This is a genomic window from Nocardia sp. JCM 38205, assembly GCF_058222935.1.
Genome location: NZ_JBYHFL010000001.1, coordinates 1,168,400 through 1,193,333 on the forward strand (window position 1 = coordinate 1,168,400; position 24,934 = coordinate 1,193,333).

The 24,934-nt window shown below is 69.1% G+C and carries 23 protein-coding genes; 10 read left to right on the plus strand and 13 right to left on the minus strand.

The window, feature by feature from the left end; translation table 11 throughout:
- Positions 1-57: 57 nt before the first annotated feature.
- From AC4HOU_RS05440 to AC4HOU_RS05455, 4 genes are all read left to right on the plus strand, one after another.
- Positions 58-1,437 carry a DoxX family protein gene (locus tag AC4HOU_RS05440; RefSeq protein WP_195019696.1) on the plus strand — a complete coding sequence of 460 codons (1,380 nt, stop codon included), beginning with the start codon at positions 58-60 and terminating at the stop codon, positions 1,435-1,437.
- A 150-nt stretch (positions 1,438-1,587) separates the two neighbouring features.
- Positions 1,588-2,133 (plus strand): hypothetical protein, encoded by a 546-nt coding sequence (locus AC4HOU_RS05445; RefSeq protein ID WP_195019697.1) that lies wholly within the window; start codon positions 1,588-1,590, stop codon positions 2,131-2,133.
- A 391-nt stretch (positions 2,134-2,524) separates the two neighbouring features.
- Entirely contained in the window at positions 2,525-2,848 is a 324-nt protein-coding gene (locus AC4HOU_RS05450; RefSeq protein ID WP_324197324.1) for an effector-associated constant component EACC1, read from the plus strand.
- A gap of 34 nt (positions 2,849-2,882) precedes the next feature.
- A complete protein-coding gene (locus tag AC4HOU_RS05455; RefSeq protein WP_324197325.1) occupies positions 2,883-4,451 on the plus strand; it encodes a caspase, EACC1-associated type in 1,569 nt (522 codons plus the stop codon).
- Positions 4,452-4,591: 140 nt separating this feature from the next.
- Here AC4HOU_RS05455 and AC4HOU_RS05460 read toward each other — a convergent pair whose 3' ends face one another.
- The 6 genes from AC4HOU_RS05460 to mqo all read right to left on the minus strand — a co-directional run bounded on the left by AC4HOU_RS05460 (position 4,592) and on the right by mqo (position 11,921).
- Positions 4,592-4,990, minus strand: a complete 399-nt coding sequence (locus AC4HOU_RS05460) for a cobalamin biosynthesis protein (protein WP_195019700.1) — start codon at positions 4,988-4,990, stop codon at positions 4,592-4,594.
- The gene (locus AC4HOU_RS05465; RefSeq protein ID WP_195019701.1) at positions 4,977-6,614 is read right to left on the minus strand and encodes a cobyrinic acid a,c-diamide synthase CobB; all 1,638 of its coding nucleotides are present in this window, start codon (positions 6,612-6,614) and stop codon (positions 4,977-4,979) included. The genes AC4HOU_RS05460 and AC4HOU_RS05465 overlap by 14 nt, the downstream gene beginning before the upstream one ends.
- Positions 6,615-6,714: 100 nt before the next feature.
- Positions 6,715-7,329: a cob(I)yrinic acid a,c-diamide adenosyltransferase gene (cobO, locus tag AC4HOU_RS05470; RefSeq protein ID WP_195019702.1), complete on the minus strand. Its 615-nt coding sequence runs from the start codon at positions 7,327-7,329 to the stop codon at positions 6,715-6,717.
- Between the two features lie 265 nt (positions 7,330-7,594).
- On the minus strand, positions 7,595-9,631 hold the full coding sequence (locus AC4HOU_RS05475) for a magnesium chelatase subunit D family protein (protein WP_195020804.1): 2,037 nt from the start codon (positions 9,629-9,631) through the stop codon (positions 7,595-7,597).
- Between the two features lie 298 nt (positions 9,632-9,929).
- The gene (locus tag AC4HOU_RS05480; protein WP_138447240.1) at positions 9,930-10,379 is read right to left on the minus strand and encodes a GNAT family N-acetyltransferase; all 450 of its coding nucleotides are present in this window, start codon (positions 10,377-10,379) and stop codon (positions 9,930-9,932) included.
- Between the two features lie 18 nt (positions 10,380-10,397).
- The gene (gene mqo, locus AC4HOU_RS05485; RefSeq protein WP_163811747.1) at positions 10,398-11,921 is read right to left on the minus strand and encodes a malate dehydrogenase (quinone); all 1,524 of its coding nucleotides are present in this window, start codon (positions 11,919-11,921) and stop codon (positions 10,398-10,400) included.
- A gap of 285 nt (positions 11,922-12,206) precedes the next feature.
- Here mqo and AC4HOU_RS05490 point away from each other — a divergent pair, with 285 nt between their 5' ends.
- A complete protein-coding gene (locus AC4HOU_RS05490; RefSeq protein ID WP_416383066.1) occupies positions 12,207-13,274 on the plus strand; it encodes an alpha/beta hydrolase in 1,068 nt (355 codons plus the stop codon).
- On the opposite strand, the gene AC4HOU_RS05495 is transcribed toward AC4HOU_RS05490, so the two are convergent.
- From AC4HOU_RS05495 to AC4HOU_RS05525, 7 genes are all read right to left on the minus strand, one after another.
- Positions 13,254-13,817, minus strand: coding sequence for an alpha/beta hydrolase (locus tag AC4HOU_RS05495; RefSeq protein WP_194989683.1), 564 nt, complete (start codon positions 13,815-13,817; stop codon positions 13,254-13,256). The two genes, AC4HOU_RS05490 and AC4HOU_RS05495, sit on opposite strands and share 21 nt — an antisense overlap.
- Before the next feature lie 191 nt (positions 13,818-14,008).
- Positions 14,009-15,727 carry a cobyric acid synthase gene (locus AC4HOU_RS05500; protein ID WP_195020805.1) on the minus strand — a complete coding sequence of 573 codons (1,719 nt, stop codon included), beginning with the start codon at positions 15,725-15,727 and terminating at the stop codon, positions 14,009-14,011.
- 100 nt (positions 15,728-15,827) lie between these two features.
- On the minus strand, positions 15,828-16,691 hold the full coding sequence (gene map / locus AC4HOU_RS05505; protein ID WP_163811739.1) for a type I methionyl aminopeptidase: 864 nt from the start codon (positions 16,689-16,691) through the stop codon (positions 15,828-15,830).
- 81 nt (positions 16,692-16,772) lie between these two features.
- Positions 16,773-17,261, minus strand: coding sequence for a hypothetical protein (locus AC4HOU_RS05510; protein WP_163811737.1), 489 nt, complete (start codon positions 17,259-17,261; stop codon positions 16,773-16,775).
- A gap of 67 nt (positions 17,262-17,328) precedes the next feature.
- Positions 17,329-18,222, minus strand: a complete 894-nt coding sequence (locus AC4HOU_RS05515) for an alpha/beta hydrolase (protein ID WP_194989680.1) — start codon at positions 18,220-18,222, stop codon at positions 17,329-17,331.
- Between the two features lie 78 nt (positions 18,223-18,300).
- Positions 18,301-18,909, minus strand: coding sequence for a TetR/AcrR family transcriptional regulator (locus AC4HOU_RS05520; protein WP_163811732.1), 609 nt, complete (start codon positions 18,907-18,909; stop codon positions 18,301-18,303).
- A gap of 88 nt (positions 18,910-18,997) precedes the next feature.
- On the minus strand, positions 18,998-19,759 hold the full coding sequence (locus AC4HOU_RS05525) for a GntR family transcriptional regulator (RefSeq protein WP_228815115.1): 762 nt from the start codon (positions 19,757-19,759) through the stop codon (positions 18,998-19,000).
- Positions 19,760-19,855: 96 nt separating this feature from the next.
- On the opposite strand from AC4HOU_RS05525, the gene AC4HOU_RS05530 reads away from it, so the two are divergent.
- From AC4HOU_RS05530 to AC4HOU_RS05550, 5 genes are read left to right on the plus strand one after another with little or no spacing between them, the layout of a single operon-like run.
- The gene (locus AC4HOU_RS05530; protein ID WP_195019705.1) at positions 19,856-20,983 is read left to right on the plus strand and encodes a TIGR03364 family FAD-dependent oxidoreductase; all 1,128 of its coding nucleotides are present in this window, start codon (positions 19,856-19,858) and stop codon (positions 20,981-20,983) included.
- A gap of 8 nt (positions 20,984-20,991) precedes the next feature.
- A complete protein-coding gene (locus AC4HOU_RS05535) occupies positions 20,992-21,672 on the plus strand; it encodes a phosphonatase-like hydrolase (RefSeq protein WP_195019706.1) in 681 nt (226 codons plus the stop codon).
- A 56-nt stretch (positions 21,673-21,728) separates the two neighbouring features.
- On the plus strand, positions 21,729-22,802 hold the full coding sequence (locus AC4HOU_RS05540; RefSeq protein ID WP_195019707.1) for a 2-aminoethylphosphonate ABC transporter substrate-binding protein: 1,074 nt from the start codon (positions 21,729-21,731) through the stop codon (positions 22,800-22,802).
- Positions 22,803-22,830: 28 nt separating this feature from the next.
- On the plus strand, positions 22,831-24,012 hold the full coding sequence (locus AC4HOU_RS05545) for an ABC transporter ATP-binding protein (RefSeq protein ID WP_194989676.1): 1,182 nt from the start codon (positions 22,831-22,833) through the stop codon (positions 24,010-24,012).
- Positions 24,009-24,932: a 2-aminoethylphosphonate ABC transporter permease subunit gene (locus AC4HOU_RS05550; RefSeq protein ID WP_416381957.1), complete on the plus strand. Its 924-nt coding sequence runs from the start codon at positions 24,009-24,011 to the stop codon at positions 24,930-24,932. Before AC4HOU_RS05545 ends, AC4HOU_RS05550 begins: the two co-directional genes overlap by 4 nt.
- Positions 24,933-24,934: the final 2 nt, after the last annotated feature.

Consider the following 24,934-nt stretch of genomic DNA (forward strand, 5'->3'; position numbering starts at 1 on the left):
TCTGACATACCGTGCCAGAGCAAGGTCAGGTGTGCGGCGGATCGGGAAAGGTGAACAGTGGCAACCCTGGTGGAGTCGGAGGCGCCGGATCGGGAGCAGGGTGAGCCCGTGCCTGTCGTGCTGTCACCGTCGTGGCATCCGGCCACGCGTGTGCTGTTCCGGTTCGTATTCGTCTACCTCGGTATCGGTACCGCGGCGCAATGGCTGCTCCTGCAACTGCTGCGGTCGGTCGGCGTCCCGGAGCCGGCGGTGCTCACCCTCGGCCGGTGGTGGGCACTGCCGCCGCTGACCGACTGGTTCGCCGCCCAGCTGTTCGGCATCGAGGAACCGCTCGGGTACGCACCCACCGGCAGCGGAGACACCGTCACCCTCTGGGTGGCGGCGTTCAGCTGGCTGGTGGTCGCGGCCGTGGCCACCGCGATCTGGACCGCTCTGGACCGGCGCCGCACCGACTACCGCGGCCTGGACCGCTGGTTCCGAGCATTGCTGCGCTTCGCGCTGGCCGGTGCGCTGATGCTCTACGGCATGGTCAAGGTGATGCCGTCGCAGATGACGTTCGCCCTGCACCGGCTGATCGAACCGTTCGGCGATATGACGCCGATGGGGGTGCTGTGGTCGCAGACGGCGGCGTCGAAGCCCTATGAGATCGCCCTGGGTTGCGCGGAGATCGGCGCCGGATTGCTGCTGATCCTGCCCGCCACCGTCACCGCGGGAGCAGCGCTGTCGACCGTGGCGATGGCGCAGGTCTTCCTGCTCAATATGACCTTCGACGTGCCGGTGAAGCTGTTCAGCTTCCATATGCTCGCCCTGTCCCTCGCGCTGCTCGCCCCGCACAGCCGCCGCCTGGCAACGGTCCTGTTCTCCGGTGAGGCGGTGCCGGCGGCCGAGGGATCCGAACTCTTCACCACCGCACGGTCGAATCGGTTCGCGTTGCTCGGCCAGGTCCTGCTCGGCCTGTGGCTGCTGGCGACCACGGCGCTGGAGGGCTGGGACGCCTGGCACGCCTACGGCGCCGCCCGCCCGCGTTCCCCGCTGTACGGCATCTGGAATGTCGCCGAATACTCCGTCGCCGGCCACCAGGTCCCCCCGCTACTCACCGAGCCGAACCCGTTCACCGACCCGACCTCGGCCCGCCCCCGCCGCCTCGTCTTCGACACCGTCGACGGGATCCACGTGCAAGGCATGGACGACCGGCTGACCTGGATGCCCGCCACCGTAAACCCCGACCTCCACACCCTCACCCTGTTCCGCGATCCCGCCGCCCAATGGAAGCTGGGCAGCTTCACCTACACCCAGCCCACCCCCGACCGCCTGATCCTCGACGGCACCCTCGGCACCCGGCCGGTACACATGGTGCTGGAATCCATCCCGCTCGATCGGTTCGCACTGATCGAGCGTGGATTCCATTGGACCCAGCAGTCGCCGCACCTCGAGTAGGGCGGTGGTAGACAGACCTCGCGGCACGGGCTCAGGCGCTCCGAGGCCCACAACTCACTCGATGGGGTGGAATTGCGATTTCCTGTTCTCCGCGACCGGCCGGACCCTCACCTCGGAGCGAAGGCGTTCCGGCGAAAACGTGTTGTGTCGATGGTGTTCCTCGCCGGCCTCGCGGCGCTGTGCGTGGCTATCGCGGTTCAGATGGCGCGCAGCGACGACCATGTCGCGCACGTCGTCTCCAAGTATGTGGCCCTGTTCGGCGCCATCCTGATCGTGATCGTGGCTCTCGGCGCATACGGGGATGTCGGGCTGATACGACGGCTGCGCGCAGTCGAATTGACCGCCGACGACATCGTCCGTGAGGGCTGGAGTTCCCGAACCCGCCTGCCATGGGCCGATGTTGCGGGTGTGATGGCCGCATTCGAGCAACAGCCGCTGATTGTCATCACCGGGTCGAATGGCGAGCAGTGGAACCATGAGGTCACGACACCGCATGTACCGCTCGGCCGCGCCCGCCGCCCGATCTGGATGCTGGACCGCCCCGCGCGGAGTGGCAGCATCTGCGTGGAATGCCCGCGACTGGCCGTCGACGAACACCGCGTACTTCGATTCCTTTCCTTCTACGCCGACAACCCCGCTTTCCGCAGCGAACTCGGTACCCAGCTGTCACTGGACCGGTGGAGAGCTTTGCGCTGACCACAGGGCGACCACCCCCGCACAGGCCTGAACACCTCGCATTGGCTATCGCGAGCCGTTTCGCCCATAACCTGTGCGAGGCTGTCACAACCTACGGGACGACGGGCCGGACATGCGGCGGTCACCACGGTGCCGACGACCTGACTGGGATCAGCAGGGACCCTGTCCCGGCCAGTAACGTTGCGGCTTCGGCTCCGCCCGGGATGACGGAGCGGCCCATCACTATCTCCGAACGCGAATGATGCTGCGCTCCAACCTTGTACAACTGACACCGCGCTGGCAACCGCGACGCAGATCGCATTGATGCGGTATGAAGGTCACGTATGGTTTCGTATTCAATTATTGTGTGTAATGCATGAGAGATGGGGGGTCCGTGGTGCGGATTCGGCTGGTGGGAGAGCAGGCGCGGGCCGAGTTGGTGGATCTCGCGGAGTGGCTCTCGCGTGAGGACGAGCTGCGCGGCCGGGTCTCGGCCGACACGCCTGTCGTCGCGGAAGGCGAGATGGGGGCGCTCGCGGATGTTGTGAATGTAGCGATGGGCGCCCCTGGCTTGGGTGCCGCGCTGGTGACCTCACTGACGATGTGGATCAGACACCGCCGGCCGTCCGCTGATATCGAAGTGACCAATTCGGCAGGCCGCAGCGTGAAAGTCGTGGTCCGCGACGTGAAAGACGGCGATCTAGCCGAGATGTTACGACAGGCGCTGGACGACTGATATGCGGCTGCCGGACCCCGCTCGGTCCTGGGCGGTGCTGTTGGGCACCAGCACTTTCGACGACACTGCGCTACCGGACATACCCGCGGTGCGCAACAATCTCGCCGATCTGGCCGAAGTATTGACCAGCCCCTGGGCAACAGCGTTGCCCGGCGAGCACTGTGTGACGCTGGCCGACGAGTCCGATCGCGCGGTTATCGGCAGCGCTCTCAATACTGTCGCCGCACAGGCACAAGATCTTCTATTGGTCTATTACGCCGGGCACGGATTGATCGGCCCGGACGGAAGCCTCTATCTGTCGTTGCCCAATACACGCAGCGACCGGAATATGGTCTCGTGGACCGCTTTGCCTTTCGAGCTGGTCCGTCGCACACTTGCCACGGCCTCAGCCGATAATCGGGTATTGATCCTCGATTGTTGCTTCTCCGGACTTGCAGTCGACTTGATGACCGAGGTCACCGCGGCGGTATCGGGCCAGATAACCGTGGCGGGAACGTGCACCCTGACCTCCTCACCGGCGAATCGCCCGTCAATCGCCCCGGTGAATGCCAGACACACCGCGTACACCGGCGAATTGCTCGCCCTGCTCCAGCGCGGCCCCACCGATCCCGGCACCGAGCTCCTCACCCTCACCGCGCTGCACCAACAGCTGGAGCAAGTATTGCCGGCCAAGGGCTTTCCTCGTCCGGAGCAGCGGAATACCCGAAGCATCGGGCAACTCGCGCTAGCGCGTCGACGAGCGGTGCCCGGCCCGGCATCAGCGCAGCACTCCCCCGTTCGACCGCAACACACCGCACTTCGCGTCGCTTCGGCAGACGCCTCGCCACGGCGGGGGCCGTCGATAAGACGACCGGCCAGACCTCCGGAATTCAGTCGGCGAAGAGTGGTCGTCGCCGCAACAGCCTCCCTCGCCCTCGCAGTCGTACTGACGATGGTGGTCAGCGCAGTCCTGGTCCTGCCCGGCCTTGTCGATACCGCCAGAGATTCCGCCGCACAGCCAGAATCGACGCAACCGACAACTCTCCCGCCCATACAGATCCCAGCTGGGTTCGTGGCCCCGCCTGTGCGTCCGACTCCGTTGCCGGATCCGGTCTATTGCCGGTACAAACCGGACGGCAAAGAACCAACGGTGAAACGTCCGGATGATGGCCCGGTCTCCTCCACGGGAATCGTCCGGGCGACGATCAACACCGGCGCCGGCGCGATCCCGCTACTGCTCGACCGATCACTGGCACCGTGCACGGTGCACAGTTTCCTCAGCCTGGTCGACCAGGGCGCGTTCGAGCAGGTCCGATGCGCCGGAGACGGATCCGATTGGATCACTTGCGGTCGCTCGGACAGCCCCGGTTATGGTCTCGAATCGGAGAGTTTCACCGAGCTGAAGTACCGACGCGGCTATCTGATGATGGAGGCGCTTCCGATCTTCGGCGCCACCTTCGACATGCTCTTCGCCGACACACACCTGGTGCCGGAGTACACGGTTTTCGGCACCATCTCCTACGAGGGCCTCGAGGTGATCGACAGCCTCATTCCTCCGGACTACGACGGCCGAAGCGAGCAACTGAACAACCTGGTCTTCACCAGCATCGACATCGAGGAATAACCCAGCGAATCCACGCCCCGCCTCCCCGGCACCCAGCCGTCACCGGATCGCCGGAAAGCTGCTTCCCGCACAGGTTCTGAACACCTCGCATAGGCTGTCGGCAGCCTTTTCGCTCACTACCTGTGCGAGGTTGTCGCAGCCTATGGGGCGGCAGGGGCGGCGGCGATCACGACGGGGCCGGTGATCTGTTTGGGGAACAGGAGCGGGTGTGTTCCGGCCAGTAGTGCCGCGGCTTCGGCTACGCCCGGGATTCCGAGGGCGGTCGTCGTGTGGGTCGACGGATTCGGCACCTGGACGGCGGCGAGTTCACTGGTGGTGAAGGAACGCACCGGCACGCCTAGTTCGGCGGCGGCGGAGCGGAGTCCGGGTTCTTCGGCGCGCCGGTCGATGGTGGCGAGGCAGGCGATGGGGTGGGGGCCGAGGGTGGCGCGTACCACGGCGAGTATCTGCTCGGCCGAGGTGCCGGGACGGATGCCGACACCGACGGCCAGCGCGGGGAGGGTTTCGCCGCGGGCGGCGAACGAGTCACTCGGCGGCATCGGTGCAGGCGAAATCTGCGGCCGCAGCGACGTATCGGCGCACCGATTCGGGGTTGCCGGCCGGGTGGGTGTGCAGGTAGGAGGCGTGGACCCGGTGGACGACGGCGCCTTCGCGGTGCCGGGCATCGGCGGTGCGCCAGCCCCAGGCCGGACTGTTGGTGCCGGTGCCGGTCAGGCGGGTGCGGTGGAATTCGTGGCCGCGTACGCGTTCGCCTGCGCGCCACAGCGGTGAATCGATCAGGGCGACGGCATCGCGGTAACCGAGGGTCAGGCGGGGGCCGAATTCCGCTGTGGCGTCGAGGACTCCGGCCATCGCATGGCCGTCCAGTGATCGGGTGAGGTAGAGCAGGCCCGCGCACTCGGCGTGGATCGGCATCCCGCGCCGGGCTCCCGCTCCCACCGCGGCGAGCAGCCGCGTGTTGGCCGCGAGCTCGGCGGCGTGCTCCTCCGGAAATCCGCCGGGCAACACCAGCCCCGCTGTGCCAGAGGGAAGTTCGTCGTGCAGGGGGTCGAACACCACGACCTGCGCTCCTGCCGCGACGAGCAGCTCGCGATGCTCGGCGTATCCGAAGGTGAACGCCGCTCCCCCGGCCATCGCGATCACCGGGGCATCGCCCGGCGTCGTGTCCGCACCGCCGACCTGCCCCGGGTGCACGGCGGACATCCCTGATGGCGACTCGGCCGATACCTCGCGTCGATGGATCGTGTCCGTCACGTCGCCATCGTGCAGCGGGCCGGCGTGCATCGCGGTATCGCGGCTGCCTCCATGCCCGAACCGGGGATCCGAGTCAGGACCTGCGACATCGGCCTCGGACTCAGCCCTGGCCCGCCCATCGGCTGCGCCCTGGACGGACCAAGCGCCGACCTCGGTCGCCCGACCGTAGAGCGCGCTTTCCGGGCTCCAGGCCGGGCCGGGCGTCGAGGAAGCGGCCAAAGCTGCGATGGCACCCAGATCGACGTGAGCCGCGACGAGATCGGTCATCGCGGCCACCGCGGCGGTGGCGGCCGCCCCGTGTTCGACGGCGGGGATCAACCCGAGGTGACGGGAGGGCACTTCGAGTTCGGCCATGCGTGGCAGCGAACCGAGCACGGGCAGGCCGACGCGGTCGCAGGCCGAGCGCAGCACCTGTTCGTGCCGTTCGCTACCGACCCGGTTGAGGATCACGCCGCCGAGCCGGATCGAACTGTCGTAGGTGGCGAACCCGTGCAGCAGCGCAGCCAGGCTCTGGCTGTGGCCACGGGCGTCCACGACCAGCACCACTGGGGCACCGAGCATCGCCGCGACCTGGGCCGTCGAACCCTCGGCGACCGGCCTGGCGTCGCCGGCGTCGATGCGGCCGTCGAACAGGCCCATCACGCCCTCGACCACCGCGAGATCACAGCCGGCCGACCCGTGCCGGTACAGCGGCACCACCCGTTCGGCGCCGCACAGCACCGGATCCAGATTGCGTCCGGGACGCCCGGCCGCCAGCCCGTGATACCCCGGGTCGATGTAATCGGGACCCACCTTGAACGGCGCCACCCGATGCCCGGCCCGCCGCAACGCACCGACCAGGCCGGTCGCCACGGTCGTCTTCCCGCTGCCCGAGGCGGGCGCGGCGATCACGACGGCAGGTGTGCTCATCGTGGGCTCCGGCCGGCTGCGGCTGCGGCGCCATACCGGCGCTCGGTCCGCATCGGCTCGGCGCCGGCGGCCCTCGACGCGGCAGGTCTCCGCCCGGCGCTCACCATTCGATCCCGCGTTGGCCCTTGCGCCCGGCGTCCATCGGGTGCTTGATCTTGGTCATCTCGGTGACCAGATCGGCGACGTCGATGAGGGCGGTGGGGGCGTCGCGGCCGGTGATGACGACATGCTGGTTTCCGGGACGCTCGACCAGCGTGCGCACCACCTCGTCGACATCGACCCAGCCCCACTTCAGCGGATAGGTGAATTCGTCGAGCACGTAGAAGCGGTGCTGTTCGGCGGCGAGGCGGCGGGCGATCTCCTGCCATCCGGCCCGCGCGGCGGCGGCATGATCTTCCTCGGTGCCGTGCTTACGGGTCCAGGACCAGCCTTCGCCCATCTTGTGCCATTCCACGGCCCCGCCGGCGCCGGTTTCCTCGTGCAGACGGCCGAGGGTGCGGAAGGCGGCTTCTTCGCCGACCTTCCATTTGGCGCTCTTCACGAATTGGAACACGGCGACGTCGAAACCTTGGTTCCAGGCCCGCAGGGCCATCCCGAATGCTGCGGTGGACTTGCCCTTACCGGGTCCTGTGTGCACGGCGAGCACCGGCTGGTTGCGGCGCTGCCGCGTCGTCAGGCCGTCGTCCGGAACGGTTTCCGGCACACCCTTGGGCATCGAATCTCCTCGCTGATCACTGTGTTTCGTTATCGGACGCGGTCGACCGCACGGCATCCGGCCGGAGCCGGCCCGACCTTCCCGCACTCCGACTCGTCGGGTCGGATCGCAGACCCCACGGCGTATGAGCCGACTCGGCCGACAACGGGCCGAACGGTACTGCCACCGCTGCCGTCGCGGGACGTCTCCGTTGCGCCTGGGCTCCACAGGGGCCGGTCGCCTTTCCCGCCCGACCGGTGGCCGAACCGGGTGCAGCACCACACTTTCACGCTGCCCGGCCGGCCCCTGTACTCATCACCCGCGCCGAGTCCCGTACCGCGCCCGCCACCGCATCACCGGTGAGCTCACCCAATCGCACACATTCACCACGCAATTCGCGAGCCAGTTCGGCGGCGAGGCCGAGCCGGATCATCCCTCGTTCGCAATCGACCACCATGGCTGTGACCGCATCCATGGCGAGCAGCCGAGCCGCGGCGCGGGCGCGGATGACGGGGTCGGTGCCGCCGGTGGCGCGACCGTCGGTGAGCAGTACCAGCATCGGGCGGCGGCGCGGGTCACGGACTCGTTCGCGCGCCACGACCTCGCGCGCCTTCAGCAGGCCCGCGGCGAGCGGAGTCTTGCCCCCGGTACGCATGCCGGACAGCCGCCGCACCGCGATATCGACCGATGACGTCGGCGGCAGCACCAGTTCCGCCTCGGCGCCGCGCACGGTGATCACGGCGACCTTGTCCCGCCGCTGATAAGCATCGCGCAGTAGCGCGACCACCGCCCCGGTCACGGCCGAGAGCCGATCGCGCGCCGCCATGGACCCCGAGGCGTCCACCACGAAGACCACCAGATTGCCTTCGCGCCCTTCGCGATACGCGCCGCGCAGATCGTCGGTGGCCAATTTCAGCGGCCCCGCGGTCCGGCCGCGCGCGTGCTGATGCGGTGCGGCGGCGAAAACGGTACCGAGCAGGTGCAACCCGCCGGTGGTGTCGGTGTCCGGTCGGACCATGCGGCCCTGCCTGGTCTGGGCGCGCGAGCGGCGGCCGGGAGCCCCTTCGCCGACGCCGGGCACCTCCCAGCGCGGCGGCTTCGCGGGAGCCGTGGTGGGGGTGGCGGTGCGACCTTCCCTCGACTGTCCGCCCTCGCGGCGCTTCGGCGAATCCTGGCCGCCGCCAGGGGGATCCGGCGGGCCATCGGGATCGTCGTCTGGTTCTTCGGGATCGTGCCCGGTATCTGCGGCACGGTCGTCCTCGGCCGGCTCTGCTTGCCCGCTCTCGGGCTCAGCGTCGGACTTGGCTCCTGGCTCCGGTTCGGGCGCCCGCTCGGCTTCCTCGCCCGCCTCGCGCATCGCCTCGTCGAGCTGATCCTCGCTGATGCCCGGCTCGTCGAACGGGTCGCGCCGACGCCGATGCGGCAGCGCGAGTTCGGCGGCCACCCGCACATCGTCCTCGGTGACGGTATCGCTGCCCCGCCAGGCGGCATGCGCGGTCGCGGTGCGCGCGACCACCAGATCCGCCCGCATCCCGTCGACATCGAAGGCGGCGCACAGGGCCGCGATCCGGCGCAGCTCCACATCGTCGAGGGCGACCTCGGACAGTCGGTCGCGGGCGGTGAGAATGCGCTCGGCGACCTCGCGGTCGGCGGCGGCGTAGCGGGCGGCGAATCCGTCCGGATCGGCCTCGTAGTCCAGACGACGGCGCACCACCGCCATCCGCACGTCGACGTCGCGGGAAGCGGCCACGTCGACGGTCAGCCCGAAGCGGTCCAGCAGCTGCGGGCGCAGTTCGCCCTCTTCCGGATTCATGGTGCCGACCAGCACGAAGCGCGCGGGATGCGAATGCGAGACACCGTCACGTTCGATGTGCACCCGGCCCATCGCGGCGGCGTCCAGCAGCACGTCCACCAAGTGGTCGTGCAGCAGGTTCACCTCGTCGACGTAGAGCACGCCGTGATGGGCGGCCGCCAGCAGCCCCGGCCGGAAGGCCTGCTCGCCGTCGCGCAGTACCCGTTCCAGATCGAGTGAGCCGACCACGCGGTCCTCGGTGGCGCCGACCGGCAGCTCCACCAGCCGGGCCGGACGCGCGCCGGTCTCGTCCACCACCGGCGGCAGCAGCTGGGCCAGCGCGCGCACCACCGTCGATTTGGCGGTGCCCTTCTCGCCGCGCACCAGCACGCCACCGATGCCGGGGTGCACCGCGCACAGGATCAGCGCCAGTTGCAGCCGTTCCTGTCCGACGACCGCCGAGAACGGGAACCCGGCTTCGTCACGGGCACCGGTCGGCGGGCGCCCCGCGCCGTGAGCGGCGGACGACATTGCGGTTTCGGCATGCGACACGGACACACCCCGACTCTATGCGGCGCGGCCAACCCGTCCGACGTCGACCTACGGCAACCGAACGGGCGCGGTAGGCCGATCCGGGGGCGCTGCCAGCCGGCCCCCGCCGCCCACCGAAGCCGGACTGACGAGATCGCGACGCGGCCCATCGGTGGCGGCACCGGGACACACGGCGGCCGGCCCGCGTTCGCATCCGGTGCACCGGTGGGGTCGCGGCCGTCCACCACGCGGACAATGCGGCCGTGTCAGAGGCGAGCACCTGCCCGGCGAACGTCACCTAACCCTTGCGCATGGGAACGTGCGGGACACCGTCGTCGACGAACTCTTCGCCGTCCACCTCGAACCCGTGCTTGCTGTACAGGTCGATCAGATAGGTCTGGGCGTTGATGCGCACGGTATCCGAACCCACTTCGGCCAGCGCGGCCTGCAACAGGCGGGTGGTGTAACCGTGCCCGCGGGCCGGGACCGCTGTGCACAGCCGCCCGATCCGGAAGGACTTCACGCCGTCGTGGTGCTCTTCGAGCAGCCGAAGCGTCGCGATGACCTCACCTTCGTCGTCGAGCCAGAAATGGCGCGTTTCCGGTAGCAGGTCGAGTCCGTCCAGCTCCGGGTACGCGCATTTCTGTTCTACGACAAAGACTTCGACGCGGAGTTTCAACAGCTGGTACAGGGTGGCGGTATCGAGATCCTGTGCCCATGACCGTTTGAGAGCAACCGTTGACATCATCGCGTCTTGCTATCACACCTACGCCGTCGGCGCGACCCCCACGGTCCTCGGCGTGGCGGCGGAATCGAGCTGGAGGGCCTTGGACGTCCAGTCCCACACCTCCTGGAACAGCGCCTGGTTCTCCGACAGCTTCACCCCGAGGGAGGGCACCATTTCCTTCAGCTTCGGCGTCCAGTCGGCGTACTCGCGCGGGAAGCAGCGCTGCAACACATCGAGCATCGCGGTGACACAGGTGGAGGCGCCCGGCGAGGCCCCGAGCAGGCCGGCGATGGTGCCGTCCTGGGCCGCGATGACGGCGGTGCCCAGTTCGAGCACGCCGCCCACGCCCTTGCGGCGGATGATCTGCACACGCTGGCCGGCGGTGATGATCTCCCAGTCCTTGGCCTCGGCGCGGGGGATGAACTCCTCCATGGTGTAGACCTTGCCTGCCTGCGACTTGAGCAGTTCGGACACGAGGTACTTGACCAGGCCCAGTTCGGTGACGCCGACGCCGAGCATGGGCGCGATATTGCCCGGACGGATCGACTTGAACAGGTCGGTGTACTTACCGTCCTTGAGGAACATCGGGGTCCAGCCGGCATACGGGCCGAACAGCAGGCCGGGCTTGCCGTTGATGACGCGAGTGTCCAGATGCGGCACCGACATCGGCGGGGCGCCGACCGCGGCCTTGCCGTAGACCTTCGCGTCGTGGCGGGCGATCAGCTCGGGGTTGGTGCAGCGCAGGAACTGACCGCTGACCGGGAACCCGGCGAAGCCCTTGATCTCCTTGATGCCCGACTTCTGCAGCAGCGGCAGCGCGCCGCCGCCTGCGCCGACGAAGACGAACTTCGACACCACGGTGCGGGACTTGCCGGTGCGCAGGTTGCGCACCTTGACCCGCCAGGTGCCGTCGGACTGCTTGCTCAGATCACGCACCTCGTGACCGAAGGCGATATCGGCGCCGGTGGAACCGATGTAGGCGAGCAGCTGCTTGGTCAACGAGCCGAAGTCGATATCGGTGCCGGCGTCGGTCCAGTTCAGCGCGATGGGCTCGGAGAAATCGCGGCCGCGCGCCATCAGCGGCAGGCGGCGGGAGAACTCGTCGGGGCTGTCGATGAACTCCATGCCCGCGAACAGCGGGTGCGGGGCCAGCGCCTCGTACCGCTTGCGCAGGTACTGCACATCGTCGGCACCGTGAGTGAAGCTGACGTGCGGGATCGGGTTGATGAACTGCGACGGATCGCCGAGCACACCGTTTTCCACGGCGTAGGCCCAGAACTGGCGCGAGACCTGGAACCGCTCGTTGATGTCGACGGCCTTGCTCACATCGACCGAGCCGTCCGGCTTCTGCGGGCTGTAGTTCAGCTCGCACAGCGCCGAGTGTCCGGTGCCCGCGTTGTTCCACGGGTCGCTGCTCTCGGCCGCGGCGGCGTCGAGGCGCTCGAACACCGAGATCGACCAGTCCGGCTGCAGCTGACGAAGCAGCGCACCCAGGGTGGCGCTCATGATGCCGGCACCGATGAGTACGACATCGGTCTTTTCAGTCAGGTCAGCGTTCGGCACGGGTAGATCGACTTCCTTGTCCTTGTGCGCGGACCCACCGGCTGAGGTGGCTCCGCCTGGGCACGGGCACTATGCGGTTGTAACGACATCCCGTGTCGTCACCGACACGGGCGTCGGCGGGATGTAGGTTACCCGCCGTTCACCTACCGCCAATTGTGCACCTCACGACCGCGCAGACCAGCAACGAACCCGGCGAATGTGACAAAGATTCCTCCGGCGCGTCGTTGCGCCCGCTCGGCGGGGCGGCCGCTCGCCTGCGACAGGGGTGTCGCTTAGATTGAGGTGGTGACGAACGAGACCTCGGTCGATTCCCGCGCCGGCACCCGCACCGCCGACTGGCAGCCCGATATCCTCGGCGCCGATTACGAGCAGCGCACCCTGGATTTCGGCGCCGATCCCGACGGTGAGGGGCAGGCGGTTGCCACCCTGGTACGCCACGTCCCCGCCGGTGGCGAGGCCGCGGCGAGTACCGAGAGCGCGGTGCTCTACGTCCACGGATTCACCGACTATTTCTTCCAGCGGCATCTGGCCGAGCATTTCGCCGACCGCGGGCACCAGTTCTACGCACTCGACCTGCGCAAGTGCGGCCGGTCACTGCGCGAGGGGCAGACGCCGCACTACGTCAGCGATCTGTCTCTCTACGACGCCGAACTCGACGAGGCGCTGCGCATCATCCGCGCTGAAACCGGCAAGGATGTGCTGCTGGTCGCCCACTCGACCGGCGGGCTGGTCGTGCCGCTGTGGCTGGACCGGTTGAACCGGGCCGAGGGCACCGCGGCCGCCGGGATCACCGGGCTGGTGCTGAACAGCCCCTGGTTCGATTTGCAGGGCCCGTCCTACTACCGCACGGTGGGCACCCCGATCATCCACGCGCTCGGCCGCTTCCGGTCCCGCGACGAACTGCCGCTCGCGAAGACCGATGCCTATGGCGCCAGCCTGCACCACACCGCCTCCGGCGAGTGGGATTACAACCTCGATTGGAAGCCGCTGCACGGTTTCCCGGTGCGCTTCGGCTGGTTGCGCGCCATCCGGCGCGGGCACGCGCAACTGCACGCCGGTCTCGATATCGGGGTGCCCTCGCTGCTGCTGCGGTCCCGGTTGACGAAATTCGCCCGCAAGTACGGCCCGGCCGTCGACGTGGCCGACGCGGTGCTCGATGTCAGGCAGATCCAGCGCTGGGCCGGTTGCCTGGGTGATCGCACCTCGATCGTGCCGATCGACGGCGCCCGCCACGATGTGTTCTTGTCCTCGGCGCAGCCGCTGGCCAAGGCGTTCGAGGAACTGGATGCCTGGCTGGACTGGCTGACGAGCTATCGCCGCAGCCTGGCCGCCTCACCAGAGGCTGGTGCGTAGCACGATCTCGGTGGCCAGTTCGTGGTCGGCTTCGAGGGCGACATTGTCGACGTCGAGGGCGACCACCCGGTACTCCCCGTAGACGTAGCGGCCCGAGGTGTCGGCCACCGAACGCGGCAGCGATTTGGTGACCAGCACGGTGGTGGGCAGTTCCACCGCCCGGCAGTCCGGGTCGCGGACCGCACCGTCGGCGTCCGGTACGGCGGGATGTCCGCGGTCGGCGACGACCAGGCTGATGAACCGGCCGAAACCGGTGGCGCACACCTGCCAGGCGACGCTGGCGCCCTCGCCCCGCCCCGCGACGTTCACCCAGGGCACCCCGAGTTCGTCGAGGATGGCGTAGACGCCGGTGGTGTCGAGCCGATCGACCGTCTCCACCGCGATGGTGCGCAGATCGGAATTGTGCAGCCGCGCGCAGACCCGGTCGAAGACATCGGGCGGGTCCCCCGCGTCGGGCAACAGCAATACGCTGTGCTGAGTTTCCGGGCCGTCGACCCGTACCGTCCATTCCCGGTCGCCGACCGCAATCCGCCGAGACTTCATGCCGAAGGACGCTACACCGCAGGCGTGAACCGTAGGGAGTTGTCAGCCGAAACCGCTGGTCTGTGCGGATTTCGGGGTGGCGAGGGCAACCGGCGGCAGTCCACCGCGGCGGGCCGCGATCGGGCACTGACCGGATCGACGGGGCATGTCTGTCCGGGAAGCGGTGTGTCGGGCCGCGCCCGCCCGCACGATCAGGGCGTGAGGCGGGCTGCGTCGTCTCTGGTAGCGGTGACGGCAGGCAGATCTCGCGGCGCGCCGCCGACGAGCAGGCGGTCGAGCGCGTCCAGGTCGAGATGCTGCTCCACGAGGTCGGCGAGCAGATCGAGCTGGGCGAGGCGCACGGCCGCGACGGAGGTGCCGGACGCGACGCGGAATCCCGTGCGTCCGGCCTGCGCGGCGATCTCGGCGAGCCAGGCACGGCGGAACGCATCCGATTCCATCAACCCATGGACATGGGTGCCCCAGACAGTCCCGCGGACGCTGCCCTCGGGTATGCCCGGCGTGAGCACATCGTTGCGGCCGGGCTCGCCGTCGGGGCCCGAACCTGCGGCGGTGGTCCCGGCGCCCAGTGCTGCCGATTCCCTCGGCGCGGGATCGTTCCGGTGCCCGGGCAGCGGATGACCGTCGAATTCGGGCGACGTCCCGGCGGGCTCCCGACGCTCGTCCGGCGTGAGACGAAGCCAGTGGCGCTCACCGGTGCGCCGGACCCGGCCGTGATGAATTTCATATCCGCGCAGGGCGATCCCCGGCGCAGCCGCACCCACGCCGACCACCCGCCGCACGACCTTGGGCGCGCCGAATTCGACCTCGAGATCGAGCAGCCCGAGACCGTCGACCGTCCCCGCCCCCGACTCCACCTCGTCGATGATGCGGGAGCCCAGCATCTGATAGCCCCCGCAGATGCCGAAGATCGGCCCGCCCGCAGCAGCTCGGGCGAGCAGCGCATCGGCCAATCCGGTGCGGCGCAACCAGCGCAGATCGTCGACGGTGGCCTTGCTCCCCGGCAGCACCACCAGGTCGGCGCCGGACAATCGCGACGGTTCGGTCACCCACCGCACCGAGACCCCTGGCTCGCACGCCAAGGCCTCCACATCGGTGGAGTTCGAGATGCGGGGCAGCCGGACCGCCGCGACGGTCAGCCATTCGCTGCCGATCGGCGGGCGCGGGCGCCCGACCGGGGCGTCGGCTACGGTGCCGAGCGAATCCTCGGCGTCGATCCACAGTTCGTCGCTGTAGGGGATGACGCCGAGCGTCGGGCGGCCGGTGAGCGCGGTGAGCTGGTCGAGGCCGGGTCGCAGCAGCTCGACGTCGCCGCGGAACTTGTTGATCACGAACCCGGAAATCAGTTGCTGATCTTCGGGTTCCAGGATCGCCAGGGTGCCGAACAGATGCGCGAGCACCCCGCCGCGGTCGATATCGCCGACGATCAGCACCGGGAGATCGGCCGCTCGGGCCAGCCCCATATTCGCCAGATCGGTGGCGCGCAGGTTGATTTCGGCGGGCGAGCCCGCGCCCTCGCAGATCACCACATCGAACTCGGCGCGCAATGCCGCCAACTCGTCCGCGACGACCCCCCGAAGCCACTGCCGATGCCGGAAGTAGTCGCCGGCGCCGACGGTATCGACGGCCTTCCCCCGGACCACCAACTGCGAGCGTCGATCGCTGCCCGGTTTGAGCAGCACCGGATTGAAACGCACGCTGGGCTCGAGCCCACACGCTCGGGCCTGCAGCGCCTGCGCCCGGCCGATCTCCCCGCCGTCCAGGGTGACCACCGAGTTGTTCGACATGTTCTGCGCCTTGAACGGCGCCACCCGCACCCCGCGCCGGGCCAGCATCCGGCAGATGCCGGCGACCAGCACGCTCTTACCGGCGTCCGAGGTGGTGCCTGCGACCAGCAGCGCGCCCTTCATCCCCGGCCCGCGCAGGCTCGCGGCCACCGGTGAACGGGCGGCACCGCACCGACGTCCGAGCCGAATCCGCTCGCCGCCAGGTGGCCACCGACCACCGTGTTCACGGCAGGGTCAGGATTTCCGCGCCGGTATCGGTGACGACGAGGGTGTGCTCGAACTGCGCTGTCCACTTGCGGTCCTTGGTGACCACGGTCCAGCCGTCGTCCCAGATCTCGTAGTCGATGCCGCCGAGGTTGATCATCGGCTCGATGGTGAAGGTCATGCCCGGCTCGATCACCGAATCCACCGCGGGCTGATCGTAGTGCAGGATCACCAGGCCGCTGTGGAAGGTGGGGCCGACGCCGTGGCCGGTGAAGTCGCGGACCACGCCGTAGCCGAACCGGTTGGCGTAGGACTCGATGACACGCCCGATGACGTTGAGCGCGCGCCCGGGGCGCACCGCCTTGATCGCGCGCATGGTGGCCTCTTCGGTGCGCTCGACCAGCAGGCGCACCTCCTCGTCGACATCGCCGGCCAGGTAGGTCTTGTTGGTGTCGCCGTGGACGCCGTCGATGTAGGCGGTGACGTCGATATTGACGATGTCGCCGTCCTCGATGACGGTGGAATCCGGAATGCCGTGGCAGATGACCTCGTTCAGCGAGGTGCAGCAGGATTTCGGGAAACCCTTGTAGCCGAGCGTCGACGGGTAGGCGCCGTGATCGCACAGGTATTCGTGCACGATCCGGTCCAGCTCGTCGGTGGTCACGCCGGGCGCGACGGCCTTACCGGCTTCCGCCAGCGCCCGTGCCGCGATCCGGCCGGCCACCCGCATCTTCTCGATCGTCTCCGGCGTCTGCACCCACGGCTCGTGGCCTTCGTTGACGGTCTTCTTCCAGGCGTATTCCGGGCGCTCGATGGCGCGCGGAACCTCCCGGATCGGCGATTGCGTACCGGGAACTAGCGGCTGACGGGTGCGCACGGACATTGCTCCACCCTAGCGGCCCGCACTGCGGGTAGACCGTCGCCCACCGCTCTCGACCTCCTCGCATGATGGGTCATGCCACCGCTACCGGTACTGCTCGCACGGACCGAGCGGCAGCGCGCGGCGGACGTCGTCCTGCTCCGGTGGCCAGCTGAGCAACGATCGTTCCTCGGCGATCGTTGCAAGTAGCTCGGCCCCGGCGAGCACCGTCTCCACCCCGTACGAGGCCTGCGACTGCTGCGCGGCGAGCGCCGCGCACAGCCCTTCGGTGCCCATGCGCACCACGGCCGCGGGAAACATCTTGCGCACCGCCGCGACCATCCCGAATCCGCCGCAACGGCCGGAGATTCCGGCCCACCCGACCGTGCCGGCGGGTCCGCCGATCCGCCCCGCGCACGCGATCCCGACCGCGGTGACCTCGTCGTCGCCGGCGACATCGAGCAGCAGTTCGCGGCAGGACCACCACGCCGGCGTCGCGGGCATGGGCTTGCGCCGGATGGCGTGGACGCCGCCGGCACGCACCCGGCCCGCCGCGAGAACGTCCGCGCCGATCGCCAGCGCCAGCACCGTCATGGCTCGACCTGCACGGCAGTGCGGCGCGCGGTGCTGCGGCGGCGGGCCTTCGGCGCTGCCGGAGTGATCATCCGAGCAGGTGAGCGGTCAGAAAGGCGCGTGCCGCGCCGACGGCCCGGTCGAACTGTTCCCCGTAGACCGAGAAGTGACCGCCCGGAACGAGTTCCAGCTGTTTGGGTTCGAGCGCCTCCTGATAGCGGGCCAGCGCGATATCGGTCGGCGTGAGGGTGTCCTGATCGGCGACGATCATGAGCAGCGGAGTGGGCGAGACTCGTCGGACGAATGCTTCCGGAGCGTAGGACTGGAACTTGTCGACGCTGGACAGCGTCACTTCATTGCGCCAGGTGGCGACTCGCGGGCCGTTGTCCATCAGCCATTGGTACACCTCGAGGCCCGGCATCGCGACCATCTCGGTGGGGTCGTCGGAGGCCGCCTTGATCGTCTGATGCGGTTTACCCGCCGCGACGGCGAGGCGGTCCGCGGCGATGGCCTCGTGCAGCATCGGGATCATGGTCGGTGGCACGAGGCGGCTGAAGGTGGCCCAACCGTCGGTCAGCGGCACCTGGGAGACCACGGCACGCACCCGCCGGTCGGTGGCGGCGACGACCAGCACATGGGCCCCGGCGTAGCTGGTGCCCCACACCGCGATCCGATCCGGGTCGATGCCGTCGAGGGTCTGCGCATAGGTGATCGCATCGCGGTAGCCGTCGATCTGGGCCTGCGGGTCCACTTCGTACCTGGGTGCGCCGTCCGAAGTCCCGAAGCCGGGATGGTCGTACACCAGGCACGCCAGGCCCGCGGCGGCCAGTACCTCGGCGAACGGCGCCACCCATTCCTTGACGCCGGCGAACCCGTGGGTCATGACCACCAGCGGTGCGCCGGTCGGCGGGCCGGCCTCCGGCCGATACAGCCACCCGCGCAGGGTGACGCCATTGCTGAGGAATTCGGTATCGACCCGCATGGTGCCTCCAATAAATTACGTGCCGTAACGTAACTGAGAGTAGAGGCACGGAAATGTGGCGTCAACCACATTCATGGATCAGCTGCGTGGCCCCCGGTAGCCGAGCGCATCCAACGCGGACCGGACGGTCAACCGCACCAGTTCGTCGTCGATCGGACCGAGCGAGGGCACCAGCGCCCGCATCAGCATCGGACCGGTGATCAAATCGCAGATCCATTCCGGATCCACACCCGGCTCGATCTCCCCCCGAGCGGCCGCGCGTTCCAGGATCGAGGCGGTGGAGACGCGGCGAGGCGTGAGGAACTCCTCCTGGAAACGACGCGCAGCCTCCGGGTTGCTCGCCAGATCGGCCAGCAACCCCGGCAGCGCCTTGCCCATCACCGGCTCGTTGAACAGGTCCCGCTGATGCTGCTGGATCGCCAGCATTTCCGCTTCGAGGCCGCCGAGATCCTGCCCGCCCGGCCGCAAGCCGAAACGATCGATCAGCACAGCCATGACGAGCTCGGCACGATCGGCATACCTGCGGTACAGGGCCGGTCGGCTCGTCTCGGCCTCGTCGGCCACCGCCTGCAGCGTCAGCGCGGCGTAGCCACGCTCCACGACCAGCCGCGCCGCGGCTTCGAGCAAGGCCGCATCCAAGTCGCGGTCGCGGGGGCGGCCTACTCGCGGCGAGGTCGTTCCTGACATAACTGCACCGTACCGAGTCGTCGGGCGAACCCTGCGCTCGATCAGCGCCCCGGACATCGCGATTCCCGGGCAGCACGGCGGCCGGAAGTCAGCGCCCCAGTCGCGCTTCGAAGGCGATGCGATCACCGCGATACAGCGAGCGCACCCGCTCGATGGGCAGACCCGCCGGATCGACGCTACGGCGGGTCAGCAGGATCAGCGGCAGCGCGGTGCTGCACTCCAGCAGGGCCGCCTCGCGTGGTGCGGCGAGCACGGTCTCGATTCGCTCTGTCGCCGCAGCGAATTCCACTCCGGCGGCCCGGATGGCGGCGTACAGCGAGGTGGCCGGATCGTAACTGCCGCGCAGCCCGGCGAAACGGCTCAATGGCAGGTAGGTGCTCTCCAGGCCGATGCGTTCACCATCGGCCAGCAGCACCCTTTCCAGATGCATCACCTCGGTGCCGGGCTCGACGCCGAGGTCACGCGCGGTATCGGCGTCGGCGGGCACGTCCTGCCAGCCGACCACCGAACGCCCCGGTACCCGCCCCAGGCTGAGCGCTGCCTCGGTGTAGGACTGCAAGGCCAACGGCTGCACCATCTTCGGTCGCGATACCACCGTGCCCCGGCCCCGCCGGCGAATCCGGCCCTCGACCAGCAGGTCGCGCAGGGCCTGGCGCACCGTTTCGCGCGCGACCTCGAACCGGGTGGCGAGTTCGCGCTCCGAGGGCACCGGATCGCCTTCGTTCAGCTCGTCGAGGATCCGCTCGATCTCGGTGCGCACCTGGTAGGCCTTGCCGACGACCTTGGGCGTCGTCGTCGGAAAAGCCTTGGGCCACCGGGTATCCGCCCCCGCCACATCCGTCGTGTCCATGCCCTCAGCGTACCCGCAATTGGTCTATACCAATTGTTAACCCAGCGTTCGCGCGGCCCACACCCATCGGTCTAGACCAATGTGCACGATGGGCGCATGCGATTGGTCATCATCGGCGGCGGCATCCTCGGCACCGCGCACGCCCTGGCCGCGATCGGGCGCGGCCACGAGGTCCTCCAGCTGGAGCGCGAGCCCGAAGCCCGCGGCGCCACAGTACGCAACTTCGGCCTGGTCTGGGTCTCCGGGCGCTCGGCAACGGAACTCGAGCTGACGTTGCGGTCGCGGCAGCTCTGGGAGGAGATCGGTGGCCGGGTCCCGGGCGTCGGGTTCCGGCCGGCGGGCTCGCTGACGCTGGTGCGCACGCCCGCCGAACTGGCGGTGGCCGAGGCCGCGGCCGCGGGTCCGACCGCCGAGCAGCGCGGTTTCGAACTGCTCGAGCCCGAGCAGGTGCGCGCACTCAATCCGGCGCTGCGCGGCAAGTTCCTTGCCGGACTGCATTGCTCGGCCGACGCGGCGGTGGAATCCCGGCAGGCGCTGCCCGCGCTGCGCGCGTACATGGAGGCCTCGGGCCGCTACACCTTCCACGCGGGCACCGAGGCCAGGACCGTCCAGGACACCGCAGGCGGCGCGACCGTGCGCGACGACCGGGGCCGCACGTTCGAGGCCGATCTGGTGCTCGTCTGCGCGGGCGCCGCGCACACCGGCCTGACCCGTGATCTCGCCGGTGAGCTGCCCGTGCGCCGGGTGCGGTTGCAGATGATGCAGACGGCGCCGCTGGGCGAGGCGCTCACCACCGCGATCGCCGACGGCGACAGTTTCCGCTACTACCCCGGGTTCGCCGGTCCGCAGGTCGAGGCGCTCGAACGCGAGCAGTCCCAGACCGCCACCGCGGCCGAGCACAAGATGCAGCTGCTGTGCGTGCAGCGCCTGCACGGCGGGCTGACCATCGGCGACACCCATGAGTACGCCGAACCGTTCCCGTTCGACGTCGACGAGGCGCCCTATGAGCACCTCACCTCCGTCACCGAGGAACTGCTCGGCCGCAAGCTGCCGCCGATCATGCGCCGCTGGGCCGGGGTGTACAGCCAGAGCGTCGATCCGGACGCCATCGTCACCCGCGCCCGGGCCGACGAGCACATCTGGGTGGTGACCGGGCCCGGCGGGCGCGGCATGACCCTCGGACCCGCACTCGGCGAAGAGACCGCCGACCTGCTCAACCTGTGAGGATCACCATGCCGGACACCACCATTCAGCTCGCGGTCCTGGATATGGCGGGCACCACCGTCGCCGATGGCGGCCTGGTGCTGCGCGCCTTCGAGGAGGCCGCCACCGCCGCCGGGATCCCCGCCGCCGGCCCCGAACGCGACCGCGCCCGCGGCTACGTGCTCGACACCATGGGGCAATCGAAGATCGCGGTCTTTCGCGCCCTGCTCGGCGACGACGACCGGGCGCACCAGGCCAACCGCGCCTTCGAAGCCGCCTACGACGCGCTGATCGAAGACTCCGATGTCGCACCGATCCCCGGCGCCGCCGAGGCCATCCGGGCACTGCGCTCGGCCGGGGTGAAGGTGGCGCTGACCACCGGGTTCAGCCGTGCCACCCAAGACCGGCTGCTCGACGCGCTCGGCTGGCACGACATCGCCGACCTGACCCTTGCGCCCTCGGACGCCGGCCGCGGCCGCCCCTACCCCGACCTGGTGCTCACCGCGCTGCTGCGTCTGGGCGCCGACGCCGTCGACCGGGTGGCGGTGCTCGGCGACACCACCAGCGATATCGCCACCGGCCTGGCCGCGGGCGCCCGGATCGTCGCCGGCACCCTCACCGGCGCCCATGACGCGGACGCGCTGCGCGAGGCCGGTGCCACCCACGTGGTGGCGTCGGTCAGCGAGTTCGCCGACCTGATCCTGCACTGAATCCGACCCGTCCCTTCGACTCCTCACTCGCTTCGAGAACGAAAGTTGCAGTCATCGTGCGTACTTCGAATACACCGGGCCGACGCCTGGCACGCACCCTTTCCCGGACCGCACTGCTGGTCGCCACCGCCACCGCGGTGGCGTTCACGGCGGCCTGCGGAGGGACCGGGGCCGAGGCCACCGGCGGTAAATCCGTCACCGTCTACTCCGCCGACGGCCTGGCCGGTTGGTACGACAAGCGTTTCGCCGAGTTCACCGAACAGACCGGTATCGCGGTGAATCTGGTCGAAGCCGGCTCCGGCGAGGTCGTCAACCGGGTGACCATGGAGCAGAACAACCCGCAGGCCGACGTACTGGTCACGTTGCCGCCGTTCATCCAGAAGGCGAAGAGTTCGGGCCTGCTCGCCGACAGCGGCATCGACACCGCTGCCGTGCCGGCCGCCGACAAGGATCCGGACGGCCAGTACGTCACCCTCGCCGAGAACTACCTGTGCTTCATCGCCAACCCCGCGGTCGACACCGCGCGACTGACCTGGGACGACCTCCTGAAGCCGGAATACAAGGGCAAACTGCAATATTCGACCCCCGGCCAGGCCGGTGACGGCACCGCCGTGCTGATCCTGTTGCAGCAGTTGCTCGGCAAGCAGGGCGCGCTGGACTATCTGGCGAAGTTGCAGGCCAACAATGTGGGTCCGTCGTCGTCGACCGGCAAACTGCAGGCCAAGGTCGACAAGGCCGAGCTGCTGATCGCCAACGGCGATATCCAGATGAACCTGGCCACCATCGCGGACAAGGGATCGAAGTTCTCGATCTTCTTCCCCGCCGGCGCCGACGGCAAGCGCTCCACGGTCGCGGTTCCGTATGTCATGGGGCTGAGCAAGACCGCACCGCACCAGGCCGAGGCCAAGCAGCTGATGGAGTTCCTGCTGTCGACTCCCGCCCAGCAGACCCTGGCGCCGGAGGCGTTCGCCGTACCCGCGCGTGCCGAATTGCGCAACGCACCGACAGCTACCGAACCCTCGCCGAGCAGCCTGCTCGCCGGTGTCGAGGTGGTCCCGGTCGATTGGAACACCGTGCTGACCGAGCTGGACGGCGATATCGCCGCCTACCAGCGGGCCACCGGCAGCTGACATCCGCCGACGACGACAGGAGCCGACAATGCCCGCCGGTGACGCGCTCACGACCACAAACACCACGAAGGCCGCCGCACACGCGGCCGAAGCCGCGATCGTCTTCGATCGGGTGGGTGTCAGTTACGGCCGCGGCCGCACCGCGACCGTCGCCCTGACCGACTTCTCGCTGCGGGTGGCGGCGGGTGAGACCGTCGCGCTGCTCGGGCCGAGCGGCTCCGGCAAGTCCACCGCGCTCAAGGCGCTGGCCGGCTTCGTCCGGCCGACCTCGGGCGCGGTGCGGCTGGCCGGGCGCGAGGTCACCGGCCTCTCGCCGGCCAAACGCGGTATCGGTGTCGTCGTCCAGTCCTACGCCCTGTTCCCGCATATGACGGTGCACGGCAACGTGGCCTTCGGAGTGAAGGCCCATCGGGTTCCGCGCGGGGAGATCGACGCCAGGGTCGTCGAAGCCCTCGAGATGGTCGGCATGGCCGGCTACGCGAAGCGACTGCCGCGCGAACTCTCCGGTGGCCAGCAGCAGCGGGTGGCCATCGCCCGGGCGCTTGCCATCCGGCCGCCGGTGCTGCTGCTCGACGAACCGCTCGCCGCACTCGACGCACAGCTGCGCCAGTCCATGCTCGGTGAGCTGCAACAACTTCGGCAGGCGCTGCCGGACACCGCGATGTTGTATGTCACCCATGATCAGACCGAGGCGCTGGCCCTGGCCGATCGCATCGCGGTCATGCGCGATGCGCGCCTGGTCGATATCGACACCGCGGCCAACCTGTGGCAGCGTCCGCCGTCGGATTTCACCGCCGCCTTCCTCGGCGGCGCGAATCTGCTGCCGTGCACCGTCAACCGGGTCTCCGGCGGCACTGCGCTGGTCACCGCAGGCACCTCGACCCTGCGGGCACAGGCACCCCAACCGGGCGTCGGCCGTCCGGCCTGGGCGCCGGATTCCGAGGCACTGCTGTGTATCCGGCCGCATACCGTGCGAATCGGCGCCACCGGCGACCGAGGAGCCCTGCGCGCGACGGTGCTGAGCGCGGTCTGGCGCGGCGCCTCCACCCGCGTGCGGATGAGCGTCGACGGGCTGTCCGGTGAGCTCACCGCCGACGTCGCCGGACACGTGGAGACCGAAACCGGCGCAGTGGTCGGCGTCATACTCCCCGATCCGGCCGGAGTACTCATTCCACCGCCGTTGGATGGCAGCAGTGGGAGCCCGTCATGACGACATCGACCGAACAACCACCAGCACCCGAGCTTCCGAGTCATATCCCGATGGCGGCCGGTAGCGCGTCCCCGGCATCGCGGCGAAACCTCCGGCCGATCGCGTGGGCGCTGCCGCCGATGCTCGTGGTGCTGGTCATCGCGGTCTACCCGATCCTGCGGGTGCTCACCGAATCGACGATCACCCCGGACGGTCGCGGCACCGAAACCTGGTCGCAGGTCCTCGGATCGGCGGCCTTCCGGGACGCGCTGTGGCGCACGATCACCATCGCGGCCTGCTCGACGGCGGGCTGTCTGGTGCTCGGCGCGTTCCTGGCGGTGGTGCTGGCGTTCGTCCCGTTTCCCGGCGCCACCGTGGTCGGCCGCCTCATCGACACGGTGCTGACGCTGCCGTCGTTCCTGATCACGCTCGCCTTCACCTTCCTCTACGGCACGGCCGGCGCGGTGAACGCGCTCATCTCCCGCCTCACCGGACGAGAAGGACCGGCCCTCGACTTTCTCACCACCCCGACCGGGGTGATCCTGGCCGAGATCACCTTCTTCACCCCGTTCGTGGTGCGTCCGCTGCTGGCCGCGTTCGCTCAACTGCCGCGTGAGCAACTCGACGTCGCCGCGAGCCTGGGGGCGAGCCCGTGGCGGGTGCTGCGTCAGGTGGTACTGCCCGAGGCGTGGCCCGCCCTCGCCGCAGGCGGCAGCCTGGTACTGCTGTTGACGCTCAACGAATTCGGCATCGTGCTGTTCACCGGCGCGAAAGGGGTGATCACCCTGCCCGCGCTGATCTACACCCGCGGCATCGTCACCTTCGATCTGCCCGGTGCGGCGGTACTGGCCACCGTCCAGGTCGCGCTGTCACTGACCCTGTATCTCGGGTACCGGCTGATCTTCGCCAGGGTCACCGGTCCGACCCGGAAGGAGCGCTGAAC

What these genes read in the sequence shown, in the direction of transcription:
- AC4HOU_RS05495 (WP_194989683.1), bottom strand. Translation starts at nt 13,817, where the DNA reads ATGAAGTCTCGGCGGATTGCGGTCGGCGACCGGGAATGGACGGTACGG.
- AC4HOU_RS05520 (WP_163811732.1), bottom strand. Translation starts at nt 18,909, where the DNA reads ATGTCAGGAACGACCTCGCCGCGAGTAGGCCGCCCCCGCGACCGCGAC.
- AC4HOU_RS05510 (WP_163811737.1), bottom strand. Translation starts at nt 17,261, where the DNA reads ATGACGGTGCTGGCGCTGGCGATCGGCGCGGACGTTCTCGCGGCGGGC.
- AC4HOU_RS05460 (WP_195019700.1), bottom strand. Translation starts at nt 4,990, where the DNA reads ATGCCGCCGAGTGACTCGTTCGCCGCCCGCGGCGAAACCCTCCCCGCG.
- AC4HOU_RS05465 (WP_195019701.1), bottom strand. Translation starts at nt 6,614, where the DNA reads ATGAGCACACCTGCCGTCGTGATCGCCGCGCCCGCCTCGGGCAGCGGG.
- AC4HOU_RS05525 (WP_228815115.1), bottom strand. Translation starts at nt 19,759, where the DNA reads ATGGACACGACGGATGTGGCGGGGGCGGATACCCGGTGGCCCAAGGCT.
- AC4HOU_RS05535 (WP_195019706.1), top strand. Translation starts at nt 20,992, where the DNA reads ATGCCGGACACCACCATTCAGCTCGCGGTCCTGGATATGGCGGGCACC.
- map (WP_163811739.1), bottom strand. Translation starts at nt 16,691, where the DNA reads ATGTCCGTGCGCACCCGTCAGCCGCTAGTTCCCGGTACGCAATCGCCG.
- AC4HOU_RS05480 (WP_138447240.1), bottom strand. Translation starts at nt 10,379, where the DNA reads ATGATGTCAACGGTTGCTCTCAAACGGTCATGGGCACAGGATCTCGAT.
- cobO (WP_195019702.1), bottom strand. Translation starts at nt 7,329, where the DNA reads ATGCCCAAGGGTGTGCCGGAAACCGTTCCGGACGACGGCCTGACGACG.
- AC4HOU_RS05550 (WP_416381957.1), top strand. Translation starts at nt 24,009, where the DNA reads ATGACGACATCGACCGAACAACCACCAGCACCCGAGCTTCCGAGTCAT.
- AC4HOU_RS05515 (WP_194989680.1), bottom strand. Translation starts at nt 18,222, where the DNA reads ATGCGGGTCGATACCGAATTCCTCAGCAATGGCGTCACCCTGCGCGGG.
- AC4HOU_RS05500 (WP_195020805.1), bottom strand. Translation starts at nt 15,727, where the DNA reads ATGAAGGGCGCGCTGCTGGTCGCAGGCACCACCTCGGACGCCGGTAAG.
- AC4HOU_RS05545 (WP_194989676.1), top strand. Translation starts at nt 22,831, where the DNA reads ATGCCCGCCGGTGACGCGCTCACGACCACAAACACCACGAAGGCCGCC.
- AC4HOU_RS05445 (WP_195019697.1), top strand. Translation starts at nt 1,588, where the DNA reads ATGGTGTTCCTCGCCGGCCTCGCGGCGCTGTGCGTGGCTATCGCGGTT.
- AC4HOU_RS05475 (WP_195020804.1), bottom strand. Translation starts at nt 9,631, where the DNA reads ATGTCGTCCGCCGCTCACGGCGCGGGGCGCCCGCCGACCGGTGCCCGT.
- AC4HOU_RS05530 (WP_195019705.1), top strand. Translation starts at nt 19,856, where the DNA reads ATGCGATTGGTCATCATCGGCGGCGGCATCCTCGGCACCGCGCACGCC.